Raw genomic sequence first — 25,720 nt, 5'->3', positions numbered from 1 at the left:
CCCGCCGTATTTCGCAAGGCAAAAGAAAGGGGACATACCAATGTCCATCAACGAGATTATCGTCTACCTCATGGTGCTGTTCATGGCCCTGGGGGCCGTCGACCGGATCATCGGCAATAAGTTCGGCCTGGGGGAGAAGTTCGAAGAGGGCATCCTGGCCATGGGCTCCCTGGCCCTGGCCATGATCGGCATCATCTGCCTGGCGCCGGTGCTGGCCAGCCTGCTCCGGCCGGTGGTGGTGCCGGTGTACCGGTTCCTGGGGGCCGACCCGGCCATGTTCGCCGGCACCATCCTGGCCAACGACATGGGGGGCGCCCCTCTGGCCCGGGAGCTGGCCCTCACCCAGGAGGCGGGCCAGTTCGGCGGCCTGATCGTGGGCTCCATGCTGGGCCCCACCATCGTGTTCACCATCCCGGTGGGCCTGGGCATCATCCAGGCCGAGGATCGGCCCCACCTGGCCACCGGCGTGCTGGCGGGCGTGGTCACCGTGCCCATCGGCAGCTTTGCGGGCGGCCTGGCGGCGGGCTTCCCCCTGACCATGGTGCTGCGCAACCTGATCCCCATCGTGCTCATCGCCGTGCTCATCGCCCTGGGGCTGTTCCTTATCCCCGGCGGCATGGTGAAGGGCTTCCAGGTGTTCGGGAAGATCATCGTCATCATCATCACCATCGGCCTGGCGGCCGCCATCATCCAGGAGCTGACCCCCCTCACCCTGATCCCGGGGCTGAACCCCATCTCCGACGGGGTGGAGATCGTGGGGGACATCGCCATCGTGCTGGCGGGGGCCTTTCCCCTGGTGTTTGTGATCACCAAGGTGTTCCGCAGACCCCTGATGAAGCTGGGGGGCCTGCTGGGCATGAACGACGTGGCCGCCGCCGGCATGGTGGCCACCCTGGCCAACAACATCCCCATGTTCCAGATGATGGGCGGCATGGACCGCCGGGGCAAGATCATCAACGTGGCCTTCGCCGTGTCCGCCTCCTTCGTGTTCGGCGACCACCTGGGCTTCACGGCGGGCTTTGATTCCACCATGCTCTTCCCCATGATTGTGGGCAAGCTGGTGGGGGGAGTCACCGCCGTGGCGGCGGCCATGCTGCTCACCCGGAAGGACAGGGGGGAAGACCGTGGATAAGCGGGAGCTGGAGAAGCTGGTGCGCCAGGTGCTGCTGGAGCAGCTGGGCGGCGGGGGACACGGCGTAAGATCTGTGCCCGTGCCAACCCTGGGGGTGGACGAGCGCCACCGGATGGACACGGGAAACCCGGGCGACCGGGTGTACACCCGGGATCTGTTTACCCTGGAGCAGTCCCCCCGGCTGGGGGCGGGCATCATGGAGATGACCGACACCACCTTCCCCTGGACGCTGCACTACGATGAGATGGACTACGTGGTCAGCGGGCGGCTGGATGTGCTCATCGGCGGGGAGAAGATCTCCGCCGGGCCGGGGGAGGTGCTCTATATCCCCAAGGGCAGCGCCATCCGGTTCTCCGTCACCGGACACGCCCGGTTTCTCTACTTCGTCTATCCGGCGGACTGGCAGAGCCAGACCGGCGTACAGTAACAGGAAGCCCGGAACCGAACTGGTTCCGGGCTTTCCCCCGTCATAAGGGGGGACGGGCCCGCATATACATGCCACAGTTACCGAAACCAGGTAGGAGAGTGGATGGATATGCAAACAGGCTGGAATGAGAACCGGGCGCTGCTGCGGGGCACGGCGGCGGCGGAGCCGGTGGTTTCCCACGAGAGCCACGGCGTGGTATACGAGACCTTTCCCCTGACGGTGCTGCGGCTGTCGGGCTCGGAGGATCGGATCAACGTGCTGGCTCCGCGCCCCCTGCTGGCGGAGCAGCCGGTGACGGCGGGCATGGCCCTGGAGGTGGAGGGGGAGGTGCGCTCCTTCAACAACAAGAGCGGCAAGGGCAGCCGCCTGGTGATCACCCTCTACGCCAAGGCTCTGCGCCCCTGGGAGGGGGAGGACGAGAACCAGCTGCTGCTGGCGGGGGTGCTGTGCAAGCCGCCGGTGCTGCGGCGCACCCCCCTGGGCCGGGATATCTGCGACCTGATGCTGGCGGTGAACCGCCGGTACGGCCGGGCGGACTACCTGCCCTGCATCGCCTGGGGCGGCCTGGCCCGGCTGTGCGGCGGGCTGGAGGTGGGGGACGGGGTGCGCCTGGAGGGCCGCCTCCAGAGCCGGGCCTACACCAAGGTGGATCACGGCGTCAGCGAGGTGCGCACCGCCTACGAGGTGTCCGTCATGAAGCTGGAGCCGGTGGGTGAATAGAGAACATGGGAGCGGGGCCGCATCTGCGGTCCCGCTCCCATGTGTTATTCGTATTTTCCGTTGTTACTGAACAGAAAGTAGAGCAGGATACCCACACCGAGCATGGTGCAAACCCCGCCCGCACCGGAGATGACTGGCGAAACCGCGCCGTCTGCGGTGAGCAGAACTGCCCCGCCCACGAACAGGAAGCCGCCTGCGAGAAGGTTTTTCATCACAGATACCCCCATTACGCAACTCAGTTGAATTTATAGATCTTCCGGGCCAGGCGGTAGAGCTTGACGGACAGCTTGCGCCCCTGGTAGCCGGGGATGTTGCCCACAAAGGAGATGGAGCGGTATTTCAGCTTGTGGTACAGCTCCGGGCTGTGGGAGCGCAGGTACTCCCAAAGCTCGGTCTTCTTGCCCAGGGCGGCGGGGGAGCCGTCGATGATGAGGAAGATGGAGGAGATGGTCATCATCATGGACAGGTAGCTGATCATGTACCGGGCCAGCTTGGGCTGGCTGTAGTAGAGGGCTTTCAGGTTGTGGCTCTCGATCATCAGCTTGGTGACCCGCACCTGCTGATCCACCCGGGTGACCATCACCTTCTCGTTGACGGACTGGTCGGCCCGGCCGATGAAGTAGCGGTAGAGATCCACATCCATGTAGTACATGCTCTTCACCGAGGGCAGGGGCTGGTACACGAAGATGTTGTCCACATAGAAGGTGTGCTTGGGCAGCTCCAGCCCGCAGGCGCGCAGCATCTCGGTGCGGTAGATCACCGAGTGCATCAGCAGGTACTGGGAGGGGCGGAAGCGGCCGATGTCGTTCCAGGTGAACACCCGGTTCTGGGGGAACACGTTGGTGTACCGCATGACCTTCTGGGTGTTGTCCTCCACGTGCTCGTACACGTAGTTGGCGATGAACAGATCCACCGGATTCTCCGAGGCGGCAAACTGCCGCAGCTTGTCCAGCACGGTCTGGAGGGCCGCCTCGTCCAGCCAGTCGTCGGAGTCCACCACCTTGTAATACAGGCCGCTGGCGTTGCGCAGGCCCTGGTTGACCCCCTCGCCGTGGCCGCCGTTCTCCTGGTGGATGGCCCGGACGATGTCCGGGTACTCCGCGGCGTAGCGGTCGCAGATGGCGGGGGTGTCGTCCTTGGTGGAGCCGTCGTCCACCAGGATGATCTCAATGTCCTCCCCGCCGGTGAGCAGGGTCTGGACGCAGTGATCCATATAGGCGGCGGAGTTGTAGCAGGGAACGGCGAAGGTAATGAGCTTTGACATGGGCGGTTTCCTCATTTCAGTAAATCGTCACACAGCTCCAGCGCCCGGGCGGCGATGGCGTCCATGTTGTAGTATTTGTACTCCGCCAGCCGGCCCAGCAGGTGGAAGTCCGGATAGCGCTCCGCCTCCGCCGCGTACCGGGCGTAGAGGGCGTTGTTCTCCGGATTGATGATGGCGTAGTAGGGCACCTGGCCGGCCTCGCCGGTGTAGGAGCGGGAGTACTCCCTGGCGATGGTGGTGGCGCCGGGCAGCTCCTGGCCGGTGAGGTACTTGAACTCCGTGATGCGGGTGTAGTCCTGATCCACCGTGTAGTTCACCGTGCCGTGGCTCTGCCAGAAGTCCACCGGGTGGGTCTCAAACACGAAGTCCAGGGTGCGGTAGGGCAGCCGGCCGTACCGGCAGCCGAACAGCTCGTCCGCCGCGCCGGTGTAGATCACCGTGCCGGCAAAGGGCGCCCCGTCCAGGTACACCCTGCCGTCCTCCAGGCGCATGCGGGCGGCGGCGTCGGTGTTCAGCTCCACGGTGATGTTGGGATGATCCAGCATGCGCTGGAACAGGGGGGTGTATCCCTCCAGGGGCATGCCCTGGTGGACGTCCTGGAAATAGCGGCAGTCCTCGGACAGGAAGACCGGCACCCGGGCGGTGGTGTTGGGGTCGATCTCCTCCGGCGTCTGCCCCCACTGCTTCATGGTGTAGCGGACAAACACGTGGTCATAGACGTAGTCGGCCAGGGCGGCAATCTCCGGATCCGGATTCCGGCGCAGCTCCAGAATGGTGACCTTCTTCTCCCGGCCGTAGGCGGCGGTGAGCTTGTCCTCCAGCCGGTGGGCGTCCTCCGGCGGAAAGGCCTTCCGCAGGGACACCAGGTTGAAGGGCACCGGGTACTCCAGCCGCCCGTCCCCCTCCGGGATGTTGGCCACCACCTTGTGCTCGTAGGGCCGCCAGGCGGTGAAGCGGGAGAGGTACTCGAACACCCGCCGGCTGTTGGTGTGGAAGATATGGGGGCCGTACTGGTGGATCAGCACGCCGCTCTCGTCGAAGCGGTCGTAGGTGTTGCCGCCCACATGGTTCCGGCGCTCCAGCACCAGCACCCGCCGGCCGCCCCGCTCGGCCAGCTCCCGGGCGGCCACGGCGCCCGCAGGCCCGGCGCCGATGACCAGGCAGTCGTATGGTTGATTCATGGGACAACGTCCTCTCTTCTCATAAGATACGCCCCCAGTTTACCACAGAGCGGAGAAAAAGGGGGCGAAAAAGGGATTAAGATATTCTTAAAATTCAGCGGTCGGAGGCGTAGAGCCCCTCCTTGGCCGAGGGGCCGCCCAGAAAGCACTCGGCATAGTGATCCATGGCCTTCCGGATGACGCCGATGGCGGCGGCGCGGTCGTTCACGTCGCCGGCCACGGTCTCCTTGCCCTCCAGGGACTTATAGACGGTGAAGAAGTGGGCCATCTCGTCAAAGATATGGGCGGGCAGATCCATCAGGTCGTGGAAGGTGTTGTAGGTGGGGTCGGAGAAGGGAATGGCGATGATCTTCTCGTCGTTCTTGCCGCTGTCCAGCATGGAGATGTACCCGATGGGGTAGCAGCGCACCAGGGTCAGCGGGTCGATCTCCTCGGAGCAGAGCACCAGCACGTCCAGGGGGTCGCCGTCGTCGCCGTAGGTGCGGGGGATGAAGCCGTAGTTGGCGGGGTAGTGGGTGGAGGTGTGGAGCACCCGATCCAGAATGATCAGGCCGGTCTCCTTGTCCAGTTCATACTTCTTCTTGCTGCCCTTGGGGATCTCGATGACAGCCACGAAGTCCTCGGGCTGGATGCGGCTGGGGCTGATGTCATGCCAGATATTGGACATAGTAACCTCTCCTTTGTCTTTGCAGTACGTTCTATGATAAAGTGGCCCGGCCTTGCTCCGGGCGCCGGGGCGGGAGATTTTGCAGATATTGCAGCTTTTATTATAGCTGTCCGGCGGGGAAAAAACAACATTTGTCTTGATAAATTAAACCTACAGATGTATGCTCTCCTTGTAAGGACATACATTTGTAGGAGATGAGGCGCATGAAAAAGCTGGTTCGTCTGCCCGAGGCGGAGCTGTCCGTCATGCGGGCGGTGTGGCGGCTCCCCGCTCCCGCCCCCACCGGGGCCATCCGCGCCCGGCTGGAGAAGGAGCGGCCCTGGAACCTGTCCGCCCTCCAGACCCTGCTGTCCCGGCTCACCGAGCGGGGGTTCCTCTCCGCCGGCAAGGAGGGGCGGCAGAACGTGTACACCCCCCTGGTGAGCGAGGGGGAGTACGTGGCCTTTGAGAACGCCCCCTTCCTGGAGGGGAAGGGCCTGCCCGGCCTGGTCACCGCCCTGTACGACAGCCAGTCCATCAGCCGGGAGGATCTGGCGGAGCTGCGGGCCTTCCTGGACGAGGCCATGGGGAAGGGGGGAGGCACATGACCGCCCGCTTTGCCGACGTGCTGGAGATCTCCCTCACCATGGCCGTGGTGCTGGCCGTGCTGCTGGGCCTGCGGCCTCTTTTGAAGGAGAAGCTGCGGGCCAAGGCCTTCTACTGGGTGTGGCTGCTGGCCGCCCTCCGCCTGTGCATCCCCTTCAACGTGAGCCTGCCCCAGGCCCCGGTGACGGTGGAGGCGGCGCCCCGGCAGGCCCTGGTGCGGGTGGACACCCACCGCACCAATCCCGGCGGCACGGAGTACCGGGTGATGACCCCGCTGGAGGCGGAGCAGGCCCAAAGCGCGGCGTACAGCGCCCCGCGGGAGCCGGATGCCCCGTCCGCCGCCGACCGGTACACCACCGTCCTCACGGCCGGGCAGCTGCTGGCCCTGCTCTGGCTGGCCGGGGCGGGGGTGTTCCTGGCCTGGCATCTGGCGAAGTACGTCCGCTTCCGCCTGCGGGTGCGCCGCTGGGGTGCTCCGGCGGAGGACGCCGCCCTGCTGGCGCGATTTGAGGAGGCGAAGGCGGAGCTGGGGGTGAACAACCTGGCCCTGCTGATCTGCCCGGCGGTGGGCGCGCCCCTGGTGACCGGCTTTGTCAACCCGGTGCTCCTCCTGCCGCGGGAGGCCGTCTCCGACGGGGTGCTCCGCCACGAGCTGATCCACACCCGCCGCCGCGACCTGTGGTACAAGCTGCTCCTGCTGCTCGCCCGGGCCCTCCACTGGTTCAACCCCCTGGTGCACGGGATGGCCCGGGCCGCCAACCGGGATCTGGAGCGATCCTGCGACGAGGCGGCGGTGGCGGGACAGGACGCCGCCTTCCGGGCGGCCTACGGGGCGGCCATGCTGGACGCGGTGGAGGAGGGCATCGAGGCCCGGGCCCCCCTGACCACCCACTTCAAAGGCGGCAGGGCGGCCATGAAGGAGCGGCTGCTGTCCGTCGCCTCGGGTGGGAAGCGGAAAAAGGGAGTGGCCCTGATCTGCGCCGCCGCCCTGGTGATCTCCGCCGGGGCCGCCGCCTGCTCCCTGAGACCGGCGGAGGAACCAGGCCAGCTCAACGGTATTTTTGACCAGGAGAATTACACACTCCAGGGTGTTGGGGAGTATGTGGCGGCCTCTCAAACAGACGGAAGCCTTGTGGTGGAGCTGTCGGACGCGGATGAGGGACAGCCCCCCGCCTGGGGCATGATCGTCAGCCCCTTTGAACCGGAGTGGATGCTGCGGGAGGATCGCCTGCCCGACTTCGCCGCCCTGGTCACCACCTACGGTATGGAGATGGCCGACGACGACGGCAATCCCGTCCTCCCGACGGAGGCGGTCAGCCTGACGGCGGCCCAGGTGCAATATATGGGGGAGGAGCCATGGGAGGAGAGACAGTGGCCCCTCTACACCTACGAGGTGCTGGTGGAGCGCTCCGACGGCCGGGAGGAGCTGCACACCTTCTATCTGATGAACCAGGCCTATCCGGACACCGGCATCTATGACCTGTGGTTTGACCTGTCCCAGGTGAGCCGGGAGGAGGCCGAGGGGGTGCGGGACACCCTGGTGCTGGGCCATGACCGCACCGAAAGCCCCGACGGTACCCGCCTGATCTCCATACAGCCGTCGGGAGCGGACTGCATGCTCTACGACATCAGCGGGGAGCACCCTGTGGCCCTGGGGCAGGTCAGCTGCACCGGCAGACTCCCCGGAGGCGCGCTCTCTGATCCGCTCTGGTCGCCCGATAACCAGCGGGTTGCAGCCACGGTGAGCAACGGATTCCGGACGTCTTTTGCCTTCCCGATCGGGCCCTTTTATCCGGAAATGGAACACCCGGACGGTGTGGCGGGCCTCACCTATGAGACCCTGCACCCGGAATACAGACTGGCTTCCCTGGCCGACCCCTTCCCCCGGTGCGTCCCCCTGGCCTGGTCGGAGGACAGCCTGTCCCTCCAGTACTCCTGGGCCTGGGTGGACACGGAGAACCAGCTCCACCAGGGCACCGCCTGGTACTGCTTTGACGAAGAGAACCACTTCACCGGCATCCGGGACGTGGTGGAGACCAGCACCACGCCCCTGTCGGAGCGGGGCCCCATCGGGGACGAGGCCTTCCCCGGCTACGACGGCGAGACAACCTGGAGCTGGGGCGGGGACTATCACATTGAGCTGGCCCCCGATGAGCAGGGGGTGCTCACCTTCTGGCTGGCGCGGGACGGGGAGGAGCCTGTTCCATTCCGGCAGCTTCCGGCGGACTACGGCCCCGAGCTGCGCTACCCCTATTCCGGTCTTGTGGAGGCGCACGCCTTTACCGGCGTGCTGGGCCACGACGGCTTTGTGCTCACCTACGGCCTGGGGATACAGTCCATCCCTGTGGAGTACTACATCATCAACGAGGCTGGGGAGCCGGAGCTGCTGGCCGAATACAACGGGCAGGTGTGGGAGCTGGATGTGGACGGCGACGGAGACCGGGAGGTGCTGAACCTCCACTACGGGCTGGACAATCCGGCGGTTCTCTGCCGCTGGCGGGACGGCCGGATGGAGGCGGCGGATGTAAAGGCCGCCGCGTCTGCCCTGCTGGGCCGCCAGGTGGATACGGTGGAGCTGCTCCTGCCGGACGGAGCCGGCGTACCCGCCTTTCCCCTGGCGCTGAACTGTACCTGGTGGGGCGGAGAGGGGGCCGTCCCCGTGGAGGTACCCCTGGACGCGCTGGACTTCCAGCCGGTTTGAAAAAGGCGGGGCGGAGGAATTTCCTCCGCCCCGACGGAGACTGTCGATAAACCCTCCAGCCAAAGGATTCGGAGGGAAGGATAGTGTGAAAGGGAACCGTCAGGGTTCCCTTTCGCGTTGGATCAAATAACTTTTTGAAACTTTTTTGAAGTTTCAAAAAGTTCAGCAGCCTGTCGAAAAGACTTTTTCGACAGGCTGAGGCGGGGCGGAGGAATTTCCTCCGCCCCGCCGCTGATTTACAGGCCGATCCGGGCAGAATGGTTACTGCATGCCGTTCTCGTAAGCCTGAATCATCTTCTTGAACGTTTGACCCGTACGACTATCGTCGGCGACAGCTATTGCGGCGACTGCGTTTTCGCTTGGCTTCTCGCTTGCACCAATGATGTTACCTGCGCGAACTCTGAGATTTGCCAGATACTTTTCCGTGACTTCACCGGTGAATATCTTTATTTGGAGCTGCATCGTCGTTTCATCGACCATGGTGGCAAAGATCCTGTCGATGAACTTGTCCACGAAATCTTTGTTGACGACACCCTTTACTGCATCCCGCTCAGCTTCCTTCAGCACCTGGCGAATGGTATCAAGGTGCTTTTTCAAATCATCGGCAGACTCGCGCTGGGCATATAGTTCGGCCAGCAGTTCTCTTGCTGTGTCTATTTCAGCAGTACACTGCTTGTTCATAGACAGGAAATCCCGGTCGCTCATTTCTCCGGTGGCGGCGAGCTGGAGCAGCTTCTGCTTCTTCTTTTCCGTCAGTTCAATGATTTGCTCCTGTTCTTGAATTTGCTCAGTGATCCCACCGCTGCCTGCCAGACTGGTATACAGTTCCATGTATCGCGCAATCTGAGCTTTTGCATCTGCCTCGGTATCCCTCAACACTTCCAGCAGGAGAGGCTTTATCTCGCTTTCGTACACTGCAAAGGACGGACAGGAGTCGCTTCCGTTTTTGATTTTGCCGGAACATACCCATTTACTGTTTTTGTTGCCGGAGCGGTCGACCGTGTCACGTCGATAGTAGGCCGCACCGCAATGGGTACAGTATAGTTTTCCGGTCAGAAGGTTTGCATGGTTGCTGATTCCCTGGCGTGCTTTTACATCCTCGCTGCGCTTTTTCAGCACGGCATTGGCCTGATCCCAAATTTCTTCCGTTACGATTGCGGGGACAATTTCTCCTGTTTCATCCTTGAACATGACCCATTCCTCCGGTGGGAGGAACTTCTGCTTTTTGGTGAACATATCCACGACCTTGACCTTGTTCCCCACATAGTAGCCTTTGTACTTGGGATTTGCGATCATGTTGGACATGGTGGTATGGGCGATTTTGTTGCCATTATGATTGCGGTAGCCCTTATCCCAGAAGATCGTTTCAAGCTGTTTCATGGAGTATTCGCCGGTAGCATAGCGCTCGAAGAGTTCGCGGACCATTGGTGCTTCGGTTTCGTCGATGACCAGTTTTCCATCAGCTTTTGTATATCCGAAGATGCGGCTGTTGCCAAGCACCACGTTGGATTTGATCGCCTGCTGATGACCGAACTTCACGCGGCTCGAGAGCTTGCGCAACTCGTCCTGCGCGATGGAGGACATGATGGACAGACGTAATTCTGAGTCCTCGTCGAATGTATTGATGTTATCATTCTGGAAGAACACACCGACGCCGTATCCGAGAAGTTGCCGTGTGAATCGAATGGAATCCAGTGTGTTTCGTGCAAATCTTGAGATTTCTTTGGTGATCACCAAATCGAATTTGTCCATAGCCGCATCGTCAATCATGCGATTGAAGTTCTCACGCTTCTTTGTAGAAATGCCAGAGAGGCCTTCATCAATGTACCCAGGGACGAATGTCCAGGTCAAATTTTTTCTAATAAGATCCTCGTAGTAGGCAATCTGGTTTCCAAGCGAGTTGAGCTGCTCATCACTCTCGGACGATACTCGGGCATAGTAGGTCACCCGCAACGGGATATCGTAAATAGAACGTGTCTTGAGCATCATTCGGATGGTGTGGATGTCCATGACTCCGCCTCCTTGTTTTTCGTTTTATCATTATCATAATCAATATATCATTTCTGTATGAATAAAGCAATATGAATTTCGAAAAAGGGGGAGCATCGTGTGTGATGCTCCCCGAGAAAACTATTTAGTGGTGGACGGCGCTAACCCGTTGATCAGATTTTTCATACGATTTCGTTCTGTTTCCGTGATCAAGCCCTTTTCGAACAGCGTCTGGTTGTAATAGTGAAGCCAGATCTGTTCCGCCGCATGTCTCTTTTTCTGTTCCAGTGATTGGATGTGTTGCGCAGTCACTGCCGCCCACCTCCTTTGCTGTAAAAATTATTGCCCCGACAGGAAAGAAAAATACAGGTCTTGAGTAACACCTCTTTCTGAAAATGAGAAAGGCAGCAGACTGTTACATGGTCTGCTGCCAGGTTTGTGTTTGTTCGTTTGTGTGATCGTCCGGTTCTGTTGCGGACTTGTGTCTGTTTGCTGCAATGACCGCTCCAGCCACCAGGCCAATTGCCGCGCCGAGATTTTGCGCCGCAGTCTTGGCCTCCATCTTACGGCACCGTTCCTCCGGATCATCGCTGTCGGCATCCATGGCACTCAATCCAGCAAGAACAGATGCCGCACCAATTCCCACAGCACCAGAATGATGGTGGGCAGATACATCTGCAGCTGGATTCGACTCGCGAACCTTTTCACGGAATCGCTCGCCCTGGAGAGTTCGGTAGAATACTCCTCGCTGGCTCTCCCAACCTGTTTCCCGAACTCCTTCAGCGCCACTTCCTGATCCCGCTGCATCCTGTTCAGAGTGCGCTCCGCGCTGTTCTCCATCTGCTTCCAGCGTTCGGTGCTGCTCTCGGTCAATTTTTGCACCTCCAACTGCATCTCGGAGATTGCTGTTCTGTGCTGCGCCATCAAAGCTTGCACCTGTGCTTTGAGCTTTGCGTCCATCTGCTCGTCCGTGAGCAGATGCTCCACACTCTCCTGGAGCTGCAGAACGGACTGTCCGGTCAGCTCCACTGCGTTGGTCAGGCCTGTCCAGTTCTCCTCTGTCAGCGTGACTGCTTTCTGGATATTTCCAGCCTTGTCTATATTGTGGCTCAGAGCCGTTTGCTGCATAGCTTTCATATCCGCCATGCTGGGTCGTGTATTGCTGCGCTCGAATGTAGAATTCATATTCCATGTTCTCCTTTAAATATTTTTCATCGTGTAAACGAAAATCCCGACAGCTTTTGCCGTCGGGTGTGGTGTAGGTGATATTCGCGCGACTATCCGTCCACTTGACCTGATAGCCCTCGCTCTGCATCAGTTCAATGAACTGCTCCTTGTTGACGGCATATTTCATGCACTCGTCGATCTGAATGGCGAGAGCCACCTTCCAGCTCTCGCCGCGCATCGCCGCGTGATACTCCGCCTGCCTGATTCCCGAGGTCTGTTGCTTCTTCGGCTGGCAAATGGACAGGCCGTGACGCATACAGATCTCATCTGAGAATTTTCGGAGCTGCGTCAGATCGTCTTTTTCGAAATGCAGTTTCCTGCCGTTTTCAAAACTGACCGAGTTGATAATGAAGTGGGAATGGATGTGCTCCGCATCGGTATGTGTTGCAACGATGACTTCGTAGTCCTTCCACTGCTGCGCCAACTCCAGAGCAACGGCGTGTGCTTTCTCCGGTGTGATATTTTCATCCGGGTGGAAGGACTGCACGAAATGAAAATACATTTTGCCGTCACACTTGCCGTACTGAAGTTTGGTGCTGATGAACTGTGTGTAGCAGATCTCGGGCTGGCAGTTGACACCTGTAACCAATTGCCGGCCTTCGAACTCGGTTTTCTTCTCCTGCATGACGTAGTCCAATGCAGCAGACAGTCCGGCGCGGCATTGTCCTTTCGGACGGTTGATGGGTGTGACCGTTGCCATGGTTCACACCTTCCTCTCCAGAACCTCTTTCAGCAGTTTCTGAATCTCCAGATAGAGCTCATAGGTTTCACCAACATTAACGGAACTGATCCTGCCCATGTTTGCCAGTGTGATGAGCTGATTGAGATTCGTTCCCTGCCGCCGCAACGCACGGGCGCAGTCATCGAAACCGTTGATGTGTACGATCTCTTTCCCGACGGCGCATGTCGTCAGGTACTTTGTCAGATCCATCCCCGCGGACTTTGCGTTCCGCCGGATGAGCTCTGCGTCACCTTCCGTGACACGGAAGGTCAATGAAACTGGTTTTGTGCGGTTGACTTTTTTCTTCAAATGAATACCTCCGTGATAAAGTGGGTCCGGGCTTCTGCCCGGAAAGGAGATGCCGAAGGCAGTACGCCGCCGCCCGACCGGGCGGTGGTGGACAGCCAAAGGCGATGCTCGCTGTCGTCCTCACGGACGACACATCCCTCGCTCCGCCGCAAGCGGCAAAGCTCGTTCGTTCTGTCGTTCGCCCTCTTCCCACCGAAACCGCTCTCGCTGGGTTTCGGCGGGAGCCCGGTTATGGGAGGGAATTTTTCCTCTCTGCCGTAACCTCCACCGTTTCGCCGAACGTGGCGGAAAATCGGGGCAGATTTCGCGGTAGAGTGTTTAACCCGGCAGAGGCGGAAACAGCCGACAAATCGCCTTCTGTGGCCTCACAAGGGTCGATAGGGTCAACCCCCGGCGTGTCGACACTTTCGGCACGGTGCAGCTCGACGATGCGCTTTCCGTTGCTGCGGCGCAGACAGGCGGTAACACCGATTTGCCTTAGGGTTGCAAGGCTTTCAGAGAGCAACCGCGCTGCTTTCTTCGGTGTAATCCCCAGCGTTCCGTCAGGGTCGATCTCTTCAGCGAACTCCGTGGGAGTGCCGATGTACTCGGTACGGTTCGACATGAATGCAGAGATGGCGGCAGGGATGCTTCCGCCGGGAGTGACCTTGCTGTCACAGATGAGCTGCCACACATTATCCTTGTTCCGTTCCAACTCTATCTCTCTGTATTCAATATCACGACCAATGCAGGAGAGTTTCGCACGACCACTGCCGCGCTTGTCCTCCACCAGTGTGAAACTGGAATCCACCGCACCGCTGATGGCGGTGGTACCGGAGATGCGGTTGAACACATCTTCATCACCCTCCTTGCGCAGATGGTGAACGAGCAGGATGGCAATGCCGTGCTGATCTGCAATGCGCTTGAGCAGAGAAAGGTCACGGTAGTCGTTGGCATAGGCGTTATCATTTTTCACGCTGCGCACTTTCTGCAACGTGTCAATGATGATCAGAACCGTGTCCGGATATTCTTTGAGGAACTGGGTGAGCTGCTGCTCCAGACCTTTCTCCAGGATGTTGCTTTCGGTGCAGAAGCGAACGCTGGACGGGACCTCGTCCGTGATACTGAAGAGCCGGTTCTGGATGCGGCGTGTGGAATCTTCAAGGCAGAGGTAGAGCGTGGTGCCCTGCTTTGTCTGGAGATTCCAAACGGGTTCTCCCTTGGCAATGGTGGTTGCCAGCCAAAGCGCAAGCCAGGATTTCCCCACCTTCGGTGCGCCGGCCAGAATGTGCAGACCCTGTGAGATGAGCGAGTCCACCACAAAGTTCAGTGGCTCCATGGGGATGCTCATCAGGGTTTCACCGTCGATGGTGTTGAGGGGTTGGATGTTGCTTTTGTACATATGGTATACCTCCTTAAAAGAAATAGAATACTGACCTCGCTGAAAAAAGTGGGGCCAGTATTTTTATTGCATCTGAACGATTTTGTGATATGATGTAGCTGTGTAGATTATGGGGGTTGCGCTTCTGTCAGAATGAAAACGGAGGTGATACGATGCCGCAAACTAAATACCGGATCTATGAACTCTCAGCCAGAACGCTTATGAGCTATGCCAGAGAGGAAAATGGTGTATACACATTTCAGTTGAACCGTACTGCAACGGACCACTGTATGATCCCCGGCGCAAAACACGAGCAGGATGACTGTGCCATGTTCTTTCAGCTGATGTGTCAGCTCCGCGGCGACCGCTACCGGGAACGCGAAGGAGAGGGAATGGTCACCGACCTTGCGGACGTGATCTTCTACATGGACTTCTCCGGCATCTTTGACCGACGGGGCAGCAACCGCACGCAGCAGATTCGCCGGGAGAAAGCGAAAGACATGTTCCGCCCTGAAGGTGTGACGCTGGACTTCGGCAGCGGTCTCCACCGCTACGTCAGCTTTGAACGCTCAGCCAGCATGAGCCGCCAGTCCAGGCTGTCGTTTATTCGTGCTGACCTGTATGCAATCATGCGCCAGCGTATCATGCTGGACATGACCTTGGATCGTTGCAAACTCAGTAAACTCTACGCCTACAACGGTTTGATGTTTTCCTCCGGCACACGGGTGGATGGAATCCGAATCGACAAGCCCCACCGCGTGATCGTCGTGGATAATCCCAAGAAGCTCATGCAACGAGTGCCTGTCATTACCGTGGTGGAGGGGGATAAGTGCGGAAAATATTATCGTGAGGAAACGATCGAAGATATCAACATCACTTGCTTTGACGGCGTTGGGTTGATCTCAAAGGAGTACGCAGAGACAGTAGATAAAGCGTACTGTGGGCGACACTGTCACACCTCTTTCCAGATTCGTCTGCCCTACATCAAAGGAATGCTCCACCAGGTTGACTTCAAAGATTTCTTGAAGCGTTCCGGAACGCAGGTCATTCAGGACATTTGGGGCATCAATCACTCAGTCCAGAATGTAGATATCATTCTGACCCGTAGCCAGTTCAAAGCAGACCGCTGGCTCCAGGAAAACGATATGAGCTGGAAGGACTATTGGAAAGCGTTTCGTAAATACCGGCACGCCCTGTATATCACCAACACGAATAAGGAACATGCTGAATCCCTTGTTGCGTTGAACTATCAATTTCTGTCCACGGTATCCATTCAGCCAGAGGAATTTCGCCCCGCCGATCTTCCCGACGGTTGGAACTGCAGCCCGGAAACAGATAAGCGGCAATGGCTGACCAAGGCGACCGAGACTGCTTACTACAATTTCTGTGCCAACAGTTATTTCCGCAAAAAGTATTTTTTGGACGGCCTGAGTCAACCGCGCAAAAGCCGCGCGTACATTCTTGCCGCAGTACTGAACAAAAATCCACGATTCATCAACGAACCCATTTACACCGATGCTCTGGAAACACAGGCGAAAACGCTGTTGAAGAATTACGCCATCGGTCACCTATTGGTGCCGGGAGATAATCGATTCCTCTCCGGCGATTTGCTGGAACTGCTGCGCCAGTTGATGTCTCCCCGCGTGTTTCAGATGCCCGCAGAGCGTGTGTTTTGTGATGCCGTCACTGTAGATTTCTTTGCGGAGGACAGCTTTTATGCACCCGGCGCCGCTTATGGGCACGACGAGAGCTGCACGTTGCTTCGCAATCCACACATCGCCCGCAACGAGGAACTTCAGCTTTCCGTCTATCCAGATGGGGACGAGCTGCGTGAACATTATCTCGGCCATTTGACTGATGTGGTCTTTGTGTCTGCCGATTCTTTGGCGGCGGAGCGTCTGGGTGGTGCTGACTACGACGGTGATCAAATCAAGACTGTTGCCGATCCCATCCTGAACCGCTGTGTCAAGCGCAATTATGAATACGAGGTGCATCAGCAGCTTTCCAACAACGCCAATCTGCCGCTGCTAAAGATCCCGTCCCTGTCCGCCCCATCGTCTGCCCCCAACGATTGGCGTGAGCAGTTCCACACGGTGGAGAATACCTTTGCCGCCCGCATCGGTCAAATCTGCAACGCTGCCATGGACCGTAGCGTGATTGCTTACAGTGACAGCGCCGACCCAGAAGAGCGGAAGCGCTGCCGCAGAGAAATTGAGACGCTGGCCATTCTCAGCGGTCTGGAGATCGACGCTGCCAAAAGCGGTGTGAGGCCCGACCTTGACGAATACATCGGTACGAAACGCGTCAAGCGCAGTGCATTCCTCCAGTATAAATATCTGGCGGAACAGGCAGAGGAGACACGGCGGGCGTGGTATGAGCCGACCCACAAAGAAAAGCTGGACGCATTCTTTGCACGGACGGACTGGAGTACGGTCGAGTCCCACATTGAGAAGCTGCCCTATCTGGCGCGGAAGCTGAAGCAGAACACGCCGCGAATCAAACCTACCCTCGCAGAGGACAGAGAACTGTTTACCTTTGCGCAAGAGGATGGTTGGCAGATCCGGCTCGATCCCCAAATTCTTTCCTCTGTATCTGAGTTGCTGAAAGATTATGAGCGCTGCCTTTCCCGCATCCGCGCCTGCCGCGTCCCGGTAAGGCACAGACAAAAGAAAAGCGACATCGAGCGCATCCTATATGCCAGAGGACAAGAAGATTTATATGACTCCGATGAGCTGTACGCTTTCTTCCGTCAGTTTCCACCGGAACGCATCACAGCGCTGCGGCATTCCATTTCTGACCAACAATGGCCCTTCATGGCAGCAGACAAACGGGAATTGTTTTTGGCGGAGTACCTGCCGGAAGCGACCGACTATTATGATTTGCTGACTGACTTCCGGCAGAGCGGTTATCGCATCCTGGGCGATCTGGTCTGCGACATTGACGATGAAAACAATGCGCTGGAGCGCAAACAGCTCCTGCGCGAAACGGACACTGCCAATTTTGCCGCTATGATGAAAGCCTACATGGAGCATTCTTTTTCCGCCGACTACAAAGAACCTGTCTCGAAAAAGTGCCGCGAACTACTGAACAAAATCGTGCGCCCCGGTATCGCCGTACAGTATGTGGTTGCGTTGAGCAAGCGAGATCTGCTGTGGGAGCTGCTGATCGACCAAATCGAAAAGAATGTGTTAGAGGTGTCCTATGCTGAATGAGTGGCAGGAATTTCTGGACTACACCGGGGCTGTAAGCTATACCGCCAAGAGTAAAAACGACACCGCCTATATGGGCCGCTTCACCTTTACCACCATTTTGGAGTTCAAGGGTCTGGCCCGAGTTCTGACCATCATCGCCCGCGGGTATATGTACCATGATGTAGACGGCAATATTCTCGACAGTGACCCAAGGGAGCGCCTGGATTATGTACGCAAGGCTCTGTGTGCCTGGTGCAGTGTTCCGGACAGCAAAAAAGCCGCGCCCAAAAAGGCGCGGCCGAATAAGAGCCATTTTGAAGAGCTGCATGTAATGTTTCCTGAACTGGTGGACGCTGACGGCAGCGGCTGGTTCCACCGCCATGTTCACCGTCTTGCCCGCTTTGTGCTGAACGATCCTGATAAGGTTCGCAAGACGGTCATACCAAAGGCAGAGGTCATAGAGGCCAAGTTCGACACTGCTTGGCGCAGCAAGGTGATTCAGTTCCAGGTGCCGCTGTTTTCTGAGAATACCAAGGGCGCATGGGTCCTACGTTTCGACGATGTGCTTGCCGATGCGCTGGAGCTGGGGCCACTGCAAAACGCGGAACATGAGCTGCCGCCGGAGTATCTGGAAAAGCTGCGTGCGGTCACGCCAAAGGAGATTCCACTGGAAGTCATAAAAGCGCTGGTTCTCTATTACATGGCGCACAGGCAGGACGATACCGACTGGGTCGTGCTGCCGACAACCAACTTCGAGGCATGCTTTGGTACAGCTTTCGGGCGAAAGTATCTGCCAACTCTGCCGAAAGAAGTGTTTGAACGTAGCGACTCCGGATATGGCATCGGGCGTTACCTGGTGAAGGCAGATTATACACCAAACTTGAGATAGAAAGTTGATTGGTTGGAAGGCGGAAATTCAACTGAACGAAAAGCAAAAATCCAACTGAATGTAGTTGTAAAATTCAGCTGAATGGACTATAATAGACTCAGTTTATAGTCGAGGTGAGTGTTTATGGATAAGCAGAACTATAAACCCCGCGTTATTGATACAAAGGTTAAGGAATATCTGTCGGCCTTTGGCGCCGTTTGCATTGAGGGTCCCAAGTGGTGTGGAAAGACCTGGACATCCTCTTATCACAGCAAAAGCGAAATCTATATTGGCGATCCCGCCAATAACTTCCAGAACCGCCAACTGGCCGAATTGTCTCCTGCTCTGGTTCTGGACGGTGAAACTCCGCGCTTAATCGACGAATGGCAGGAAGTTCCTCCTATTTGGGATGCCGTGCGGTACAAGGTGGATCAGGTTGCGGAAAAAGGACAATTCATTCTGACCGGTTCTGCTACTCCGAACCATAAAGGCATCCTGCACAGCGGTGCAGGCCGTATTGCCAAGCTGCGGATGCGTCCCATGTCCCTATACGAGTCTGGAGATTCCTGCGGAAAGGTTTCCTTGGAAAAACTGTGCCACGGCGAGTTGGCCCCTGCATTAACCGGCGAGATGGATCTGAAAAAACTGATCGAGCTGATTATTCGCGGCGGATGGCCTGGCAGTTTGGGATTGCCTATTGAGCAGGCTGCTCTGCTTCCTTTGGAATATCTCAATGCTGTTATCGACGATGACGTGTACCGCATCGACGGTGTGAAGCGCGATACATCCAAGATGCGCTTGCTGTTGCGCTCTCTGGCCCGTAACGAAAGCACCACTGTCACCAATAAGACTTTAATGAAAGACATTAAGGCAGTAGATGACGAGGATATTGACTCCAATACGGTGTCTGCCTATCTGGATATTTTTAAGCGGTTGTTTATTACGGACAATCAGCCGCCATTCTCATCTGGCATCCGTTCCTCCGTCCGTATTAAACAGGCTGAAAAGCGGCACTTCTCCGACCCTTCTCTGGCCTGTGCTTTGCTGAAAGCTACCCCTGCTGGACTGATGGGCGATTTGGAGACGCTCGGTTTCCTGTTTGAAGCGCTCTGCGAACGTGACCTTCGAATCTATGCGGAATCTTTCGGGGCAAATCTGTACCACTATCAGGATTATAAAAATCAGGAAATCGATGCTGTCATCGAACTGCCTGACGGCCAGTGGTGCGCTTTTGAAATCAAACTGGGTGCCAACCAGATTGACGCTGCTGCAGCTAACTTGCTGGAGATCAAAAAGCAGATTTCGGAAGATCCTAAGGGAAAGCCTCCTGCGGTTCTCTGCGTGCTGTGCGGTATGGCAAATGCCGCTTATCAGCGGTCAGATGGGGTGTTCGTTGTGCCGATTACTGCACTTAAACCTTAATGCTAACTTGGCAAAGTTAAGTTTAAAGTTTATAGCTTTCATTTGGGGGGAAATTCCCTGAATCAAGGAGGATTTGCCAAGATGGCAATAAAGAAAAATGAGCTGTACAGTTCCCTTTGGGCGAGCTGCGATAAACTGAGGGGCGGCATGGACGCCTCTCAGTATAAAGACTATATCCTGACCCTGCTGTTCGTGAAATATGTTACGGACAAGTTTAAGGGCGTAAAATATGCCGATATTACGGTTCCCGAAGGCGGCAGTTTCGACGATTTGGTTGCATTGAAGGGCAATAAAAATATCGGTGAAGAAATGGATAAGGTCATTGCCAAGTTGGCAGAAGCCGGAGAGAACAATCTCCGAGGCGTAATCGACAATGCCCATTTCAATGATGAGGCCAAGTTGGGCAGCGGCAAAGAAATGGTGGATAAGCTCACTGGCTTGATTGCCATTTTCCAGCGTGACGAATTCAATTTTAAAAAGAATAAGGCTGGCGGCGATGATATTCTTGGCGATGCCTATGAGTATCTGATGCGTCATTTTGCCACGGAAAGTGGCAAGAGCAAGGGCCAGTTCTATACACCGGCCGAAGTCTCCCGTATTCTTGCCAAAGTGATCGGTATCGACAGCATCGAAGAGCGCGACGAGGGTTACTCCGTGTATGACCCTGCCTGCGGATCCGGTTCACTTCTGATTCGCGCAGCGGATGAAGCGCCCTTTGAGATTGCCATTTGGGGACAAGAAAAGGAAGTGACGACCGCTGGCCTTGCCAAGATGAACCTTGTTCTGCACAATAAAGCTGCAGGTGAGATCAAAGCGGGAAACACATTCTCTTCACCCCACTATTTTGAAGAAGGCTCCGATGATGAGGTGCTGAAGCGATTCGACTTCGCGGTGGCCAATCCACCGTTCTCTCTGAAAAACTGGACGGATGGTCTTAAGGACTATGGCCGCTTTGATGGCTATGGTGACAGACCGCCTGAAAAGAACGGCGACTTTGCGTGGCTACTCCATATTTTAAAGTCCTTGAAAAGCACTGGCAAGGCTGCGGTCATTCTTCCCCACGGTGTTCTGTTCCGTGGCAATGCGGAAGCAACTATCCGTAAGGCCATTATCGATAAGGGCTATATCAAGGGCATTATCGGCTTACCCGCCAACCTGTTCTATGGCACCGGCATCCCTGCCTGTATTATTATTATCGATAAGGCTGATGCTGCCGAGCGCAAAGGTATCTTTATGATTGATGCCAGCCATGACTTTGTTAAGGATGGCAACAAGAACCGCCTGCGTGAGCGGGACATCTATAAAATCGTCACCACATTCAATCAGCAAATCACAGATGATTCCAAGTATGCCCGTTTCGTCCCCAATGACGAAATCAAGAAGAAAAACGAATATAACCTGAATATCCCCCGTTACATTGACAGTTCCACTCCGGAAGATTTGCAGGACATTGACGGACATCTACATGGCGGTATTCCTGCGACGGATGTGGATTCCATGAAGAAGTATTGGGCGCTGTTCCCCGGCCTGAAAAGCAAGCTGTTTTCTCAGATGCGGGATGGCTATTATCAGCTGAACATTCCCAAAGAGAATATCCGCAATGAGGTCTATAACGACCCTGAGTTTTCTGCCTACGCCGAGCGCATCGACAATGCATTTGACGCGTGGATGCAGATGGTGGATTCCGGCCTCCGGAGCATTGATGAAGATACGGAAGTCAAGCCTTATATCGTGGAGCTGTCAGAGCAGTTGATTGGCTGTTTCGATGGTCTGGAGCTGGTGGATAAGTACGATGTCTACGAAGTGCTGCTTTCCTACTGGCACGAAGTCATGGGCGACGATGTTTATCTTGTGTCGGTGGACGGCTATGGCGTCGCCCGGACATGGGAAAACATCATGGGGGAATACACCTCCGGCAAGAAAAAGGGGCAGGAAAAGGTCATTGGTTGGGAGGGTGTTTTGCTGCCTCGGGCACTGATTGAGTCCGTGTTCTTTGCCCCCGAACGCAAGAAAATCAATGAGGCGCAGGTCATTGCCGAAGAGACCCAGAGCAGACTGGCCGAGTTCGTGGAGGAGCAGACCGGCGATGACGGATATCTGAAAGAACACCTCAACGATAAGGATAAGGTAGACGCTAAAGCTGTCGCCGCCCGTTTGAAGGTGCTGAAAAAGACTGATCCCAAGGGAGAGGAATATACGCTACTGAGGCAATTTGTGGACTTGACGGATTCCCTTTCCAAGCAGAATAAGGCCGTCAAGGAAATGAACGCCGAATTGGAGGAAAAGGTTCGGGCAAAGTATGCTTTGCTGACCGATGAAGAGATTCTGGATCTATTGGTAAACCGCAAATGGTATGCCACCATCTTTGAAGGAATCAAGGCGCTGTATGTCACCACTTCCCACCAGATGACCAACCGTATTGTGGAACTGGTGGAGCGGTATGAGGATACCCTGCCGGAACTATCTGCCGCTGTTGCTGATTATGAGTCCAAGGTCAAGGCTCATCTGAAAAGGATGGGATTTGTATGGTAAATGCTCAAAAATGGAAGAAGTGGACTATAGGCGAGTTGATTTCACGGACAAAGACTACAATTCAAACAGGCCCCTTTGGAACAGTGCTTAGCGCAAGTGAATTTGTGGATTATGGGATTCCAATCATTTCAGTTCGTGAGATTCGAGAAGGATTCATTCGGATAACAGCCGAAACTCCTTGCATTACAGATGGCACTTATTCTCGGTTGAGAAAATATGCCTTATCCGAGAAGGACATTGTTTTTGCACGCAAGGGAAGCGTTGAACGTTCTGCTCTTATTCCTATTGGTTTAGAACGTTACTTTCTGGGATCTGATGGCATTCGGATTAGATTTGATCAAAATATAGTCAGCCCTGATTTGATGCTGTATTTGTTCCAAAGTCCATCAACCAAGCAGTTTCTCATACAAAGTTCATACGGGACAACCATGGCAGGATTGAATGAGAAAATACTGTGTGCATTAGAGTTTTATCTGCCGGAAACAGTAGACGAGCAAAAAAGAATTGCAAAAGTCTTAACAGATATTGACCACCTACTTGCCCTTACCGAAAAGCTGATAGCCAAGAAAAAAGCCATTAAGCAGGGGGTGATGCAGGAACTTCTGACCGGCAAACACCGCCTGCCAGGATTCTCTGGTGAATGGGAAACATTTGTGTTTGGTGACCTATTTGATTTCATCTCCAACAATGCTTTTACCAGGGCACAGCTATCGGTTAGCGGCAAGGTCAAAAACATCCACTATGGCGATATACTCACTAAATTTGGAACCTATATCAGTGCCGATAGCAATGAAATTCCGTACATCAAAAAAGAAATTGATCTAAGCCGCTTTGCTGAAAAATGCTATCTGCAATCCGGCGATGTTGTTATTGCTGATACCGCGGAAGATGAAACCGTTGGAAAGGCGCTTGAAGTTATCAATGTGGAATGCCCTGTTTTGGCCGGACAGCACACCCTGCTGTGCAGACCGAAAGTGCGCTTCGCTGTAAAATTTCTGGGCTATTACCTGAATGCGGCATGTTACCACGATCAGCTTTTGCCCTTTATTGTTGGTACAAAGGTTTCTTCTATCAGTAAGGCAAGCATCGCACAGACAAAACTGATTGTGCCAAAATATGAGGAGCAACGAGCAATTTCTTGTATTCTGTCTGATATGGACGATGAAATTGCGGAATTGGAGCAAAAGCTCGCAAAATACCGCCAAGTCAAGCAGGGTATGATGCAACAACTCCTGGCGGGAAAGGTTAGGTTGGTGTAAAGGAGAGAGAAAAATGAGCGTATTATCAGCTCCCTTAAAAAATGACGTTGCAATGCAAAAAGACATTTTCCGTCTTGCTGCAGCCATATATTCGGAAAGCAACGATGTAGTGTCTGATGCTGAAATTCAACTCCAAATCATCAAGTGTATGTTTGTCGCAACTGGGAATGATTATTTGACCAAGAGTGAGATCATTTCCAAGTTATTAGAAATCTATAAATACCACATTTCTGAGGATGAAGTTGATAATATACTTCGAAAAACCAAAGGGGTATTTCAAGCTATTACAAAAGACGATGAAAAAGCGGTTTGCCTTACCCAATCAGCTTATTCAGAATGTGAAGAAGCACAGAAAAATAACATCGACAGCTTTATTGATGCGTTCATCACGGAAAAGGAAATTGCCAACCCGGAAAAGTGCAAAAGCGCCATACATGTTTACCTTTACGAGCTAACAACTACTAACATCAACTCTTATCGGGTACTGTTGGCGGGGAAAGATGGGACACAATTTTCAAGCAGTGAGTTATCAGTGGATGTATCCTGCCTTTCCGATGCAGAAAAACAACTTGTTCATGATTTTTTAGCATGGGACAACATTGCTAAAAACGCAGCGTTGGGAAACCTTGTATATTGTTGCTTGGAATATTGTTTGCTCATTAACGGAGATTCGCCCAATAGTCTCTTGAAAGGTTTTATTCGCCGGCGTGAAATCTATTTGGACACCAATGTAATTTTTAGAGCATTGGGGATCAATGGTGTATCCAGACAGAATGTCGTTACGACATTTCTTCGCAAGTGTAAACAAGCAAAGCTCAAACTGCTTATTTCCCATTCAACAAGAACTGAGTTTTTTGACACAATTGGTTATTATGTGTCTCAAATGGAATATTATCCCCGGGGCGATATTTATTCTGGTGCATACGAGGAAATTGCAGACTACAGCATATTTGCGTTTTATGAGAACTGGAGACAAGAGCACTCTCAAATGTCTCTGAAGTATTTTGTTGCACATATCAAATCGCTTTATCTTAAACTGATTAAGGATTTTGGCATAGAGGATGATGTGAAAATTCCCGGAACAATATACCACTCTGGTGAATTCAAGGATGTGCGAAACAGATATTCGGCATCTATTAAAAGTGTAAAGCAAGGAATCAAGGCGGATTATTTAGCTGATGACTACCATTACTCCAATCGCGATAGTCATGACGCAACAGTTGTTCGGTACATAGAGTTGCTTCGAGAAAAATCAGCAGATAAGGATATTTTTCTTGCATCCTCTGATAGAGCACTTCGCCTTTGGGATATGAACCGACTTGACGGCGAATATCCGGTTGTTGTATATCCCAGCCAGTTATTCTTGATATTGCTTAAAACTTGTGGCCGCTCAGATAACGACTATGACAGCTTTGTGAGCTTTATCAACATCAGGCCATCATCCAAACGGGTTTCTCCTGAAAATGCTCACATTATATTGTCTGGTATTAGTTCCATTACTGAAGATATCAGCGCACAGGAGCATCTTGTCGAAGCTGTTTTTAGTGATGACTTCCAGAATGTGATCAAGAATAGTACCTCTGACATGGATCTTTATGAAAAAGTCCAGAGAATAAGCCAGAATTACTTGGACGAAGAGCTACGCAAGAAGGACGCCACTATTGTTGCTCTCCAAGCAGATGTTTCACGATATGGCATCGAAGGGAAAGCGCTACAAGACAAAATCGATGAGAAAGATACTGCGTTAACAGAAAGTAACCGCACAATTCAACGGCAGGACGAGGAGATAAAACAAAAGCAAGGCAGAATACTTTCCCATGCAGAGCGAAAAACACAGCCCAAGTATATTGCCAAGACATATGTAATACCTGTGCTACTGGCACTCCTCGTATTAGCCTTTGTTCTGTTTATCCTTCTTCAATTCATTTATAAAGACGAAAAATGGAACTTTGCCGTTGCGTTCTTCGATTGGACAAAGGCAACATACTTCGGTACATATGTAGGAGATTACATCTACGCTATTGATCTTGCCCTTGCTGCGATAGTTGGATGGTTGTTAAAGAAATGGATGGTCAATCCGTTTAACAAAGAATTGAACGAACTCCGCAAGATGGAACTCGTTCAACGGTATATAAAAGACAATCACTTAGATTAAGAAGGTGACA

General features: G+C 54.9%; 20 protein-coding genes. 11 read left to right on the top strand and 9 right to left on the bottom strand.

All coding sequences use genetic code 11. The features are described from left to right. The first annotated feature begins 40 nt into the window (after positions 1–40). The 3 genes from eutH (at position 41) to B5E42_RS06590 (ending at position 2,279) form a co-directional block, all read left to right on the top strand. The gene (gene eutH / locus B5E42_RS06600; RefSeq protein WP_087237889.1) at positions 41–1,132 is read left to right on the top strand and encodes an ethanolamine utilization protein EutH; all 1,092 of its coding nucleotides are present in this window, start codon (positions 41–43) and stop codon (positions 1,130–1,132) included. Then, on the top strand, positions 1,125–1,559 hold the full coding sequence (locus B5E42_RS06595) for a cupin domain-containing protein (protein WP_087237887.1): 435 nt from the start codon (positions 1,125–1,127) through the stop codon (positions 1,557–1,559). The genes eutH and B5E42_RS06595 overlap by 8 nt, the downstream gene beginning before the upstream one ends. A 108-nt stretch (positions 1,560–1,667) precedes the next feature. Then, positions 1,668–2,279 (top strand): single-stranded DNA-binding protein, encoded by a 612-nt coding sequence (locus B5E42_RS06590; protein WP_242967044.1) that lies wholly within the window; start codon positions 1,668–1,670, stop codon positions 2,277–2,279. A 44-nt stretch (positions 2,280–2,323) separates the two neighbouring features. Here the strand turns inward: B5E42_RS06590 and B5E42_RS19310 are convergent, their stop codons facing one another. From B5E42_RS19310 to B5E42_RS06575, 4 genes are all read right to left on the bottom strand, one after another. After that, the gene (locus B5E42_RS19310) at positions 2,324–2,491 is read right to left on the bottom strand and encodes a hypothetical protein (RefSeq protein WP_204244386.1); all 168 of its coding nucleotides are present in this window, start codon (positions 2,489–2,491) and stop codon (positions 2,324–2,326) included. A 23-nt stretch (positions 2,492–2,514) separates the two neighbouring features. Then, a complete protein-coding gene (locus B5E42_RS06585; protein ID WP_087237883.1) occupies positions 2,515–3,543 on the bottom strand; it encodes a glycosyltransferase in 1,029 nt (342 codons plus the stop codon). Positions 3,544–3,554: 11 nt separating this feature from the next. Further along, positions 3,555–4,724, bottom strand: a complete 1,170-nt coding sequence (gene glf, locus B5E42_RS06580) for a UDP-galactopyranose mutase (protein WP_087237881.1) — start codon at positions 4,722–4,724, stop codon at positions 3,555–3,557. 94 nt (positions 4,725–4,818) lie between these two features. Continuing rightward, a complete protein-coding gene (locus tag B5E42_RS06575; RefSeq protein ID WP_087237880.1) occupies positions 4,819–5,391 on the bottom strand; it encodes an inorganic diphosphatase in 573 nt (190 codons plus the stop codon). Positions 5,392–5,594: 203 nt separating this feature from the next. Here B5E42_RS06575 and B5E42_RS06570 point away from each other — a divergent pair, with 203 nt between their 5' ends. Both B5E42_RS06570 and B5E42_RS06565 read left to right on the top strand, forming a co-directional pair. Continuing rightward, on the top strand, positions 5,595–5,978 hold the full coding sequence (locus tag B5E42_RS06570; protein ID WP_087237878.1) for a BlaI/MecI/CopY family transcriptional regulator: 384 nt from the start codon (positions 5,595–5,597) through the stop codon (positions 5,976–5,978). Continuing rightward, positions 5,975–8,677, top strand: coding sequence for a M56 family metallopeptidase (locus tag B5E42_RS06565; protein ID WP_204244385.1), 2,703 nt, complete (start codon positions 5,975–5,977; stop codon positions 8,675–8,677). The genes B5E42_RS06570 and B5E42_RS06565 overlap by 4 nt, the downstream gene beginning before the upstream one ends. A gap of 261 nt (positions 8,678–8,938) precedes the next feature. Here the strand turns inward: B5E42_RS06565 and B5E42_RS06560 are convergent, their stop codons facing one another. The 5 genes from B5E42_RS06560 to B5E42_RS06545 all read right to left on the bottom strand — a co-directional run bounded on the left by B5E42_RS06560 (position 8,939) and on the right by B5E42_RS06545 (position 14,304). Next, complete coding sequence (locus B5E42_RS06560) at positions 8,939–10,687, bottom strand: recombinase family protein (protein ID WP_087237876.1); 1,749 nt, start codon at positions 10,685–10,687, stop codon at positions 8,939–8,941. Positions 10,688–10,807: 120 nt separating this feature from the next. Continuing rightward, positions 10,808–10,978, bottom strand: coding sequence for a hypothetical protein (locus B5E42_RS19135; RefSeq protein ID WP_162613919.1), 171 nt, complete (start codon positions 10,976–10,978; stop codon positions 10,808–10,810). A 103-nt stretch (positions 10,979–11,081) separates the two neighbouring features. Next, positions 11,082–12,593 (bottom strand): relaxase/mobilization nuclease domain-containing protein, encoded by a 1,512-nt coding sequence (locus B5E42_RS06555; protein WP_087237874.1) that lies wholly within the window; start codon positions 12,591–12,593, stop codon positions 11,082–11,084. A 3-nt stretch (positions 12,594–12,596) separates the two neighbouring features. Further along, positions 12,597–12,923, bottom strand: coding sequence for a hypothetical protein (locus B5E42_RS06550; protein WP_087237872.1), 327 nt, complete (start codon positions 12,921–12,923; stop codon positions 12,597–12,599). 229 nt (positions 12,924–13,152) lie between these two features. Next, entirely contained in the window at positions 13,153–14,304 is a 1,152-nt protein-coding gene (locus B5E42_RS06545; RefSeq protein WP_087237870.1) for an AAA family ATPase, read from the bottom strand. Between the two features lie 308 nt (positions 14,305–14,612). On the opposite strand from B5E42_RS06545, the gene B5E42_RS06540 reads away from it, so the two are divergent. The 6 genes from B5E42_RS06540 to B5E42_RS06515 all read left to right on the top strand — a co-directional run bounded on the left by B5E42_RS06540 (position 14,613) and on the right by B5E42_RS06515 (position 25,710). Next, positions 14,613–17,495 carry an RNA dependent RNA polymerase gene (locus tag B5E42_RS06540; protein WP_242967043.1) on the top strand — a complete coding sequence of 961 codons (2,883 nt, stop codon included), beginning with the start codon at positions 14,613–14,615 and terminating at the stop codon, positions 17,493–17,495. Continuing rightward, entirely contained in the window at positions 17,485–18,363 is an 879-nt protein-coding gene (locus tag B5E42_RS06535) for a hypothetical protein (protein ID WP_087237868.1), read from the top strand. Before B5E42_RS06540 ends, B5E42_RS06535 begins: the two co-directional genes overlap by 11 nt. Positions 18,364–18,486: 123 nt before the next feature. Next, positions 18,487–19,764, top strand: coding sequence for a DUF4143 domain-containing protein (locus B5E42_RS06530; RefSeq protein ID WP_087237866.1), 1,278 nt, complete (start codon positions 18,487–18,489; stop codon positions 19,762–19,764). Positions 19,765–19,845: 81 nt separating this feature from the next. Continuing rightward, complete coding sequence (locus B5E42_RS06525; protein WP_087237864.1) at positions 19,846–22,296, top strand: type I restriction-modification system subunit M; 2,451 nt, start codon at positions 19,846–19,848, stop codon at positions 22,294–22,296. After that, a complete protein-coding gene (locus B5E42_RS06520) occupies positions 22,290–23,555 on the top strand; it encodes a restriction endonuclease subunit S (protein ID WP_087237862.1) in 1,266 nt (421 codons plus the stop codon). The genes B5E42_RS06525 and B5E42_RS06520 overlap by 7 nt, the downstream gene beginning before the upstream one ends. A gap of 13 nt (positions 23,556–23,568) precedes the next feature. Then, positions 23,569–25,710 carry a hypothetical protein gene (locus B5E42_RS06515; protein WP_087237860.1) on the top strand — a complete coding sequence of 714 codons (2,142 nt, stop codon included), beginning with the start codon at positions 23,569–23,571 and terminating at the stop codon, positions 25,708–25,710. Positions 25,711–25,720: the final 10 nt, after the last annotated feature.

This window comes from Flavonifractor sp. An10 (genome assembly GCF_002161215.1).
In the GTDB taxonomy this organism is placed as follows: Bacteria; Bacillota; Clostridia; order Oscillospirales; family Oscillospiraceae; genus Flavonifractor; species Flavonifractor avistercoris.
Note: the sequence above shows the minus strand (reverse complement) of the source record. Positions and strands in the feature narration are given on the sequence as shown.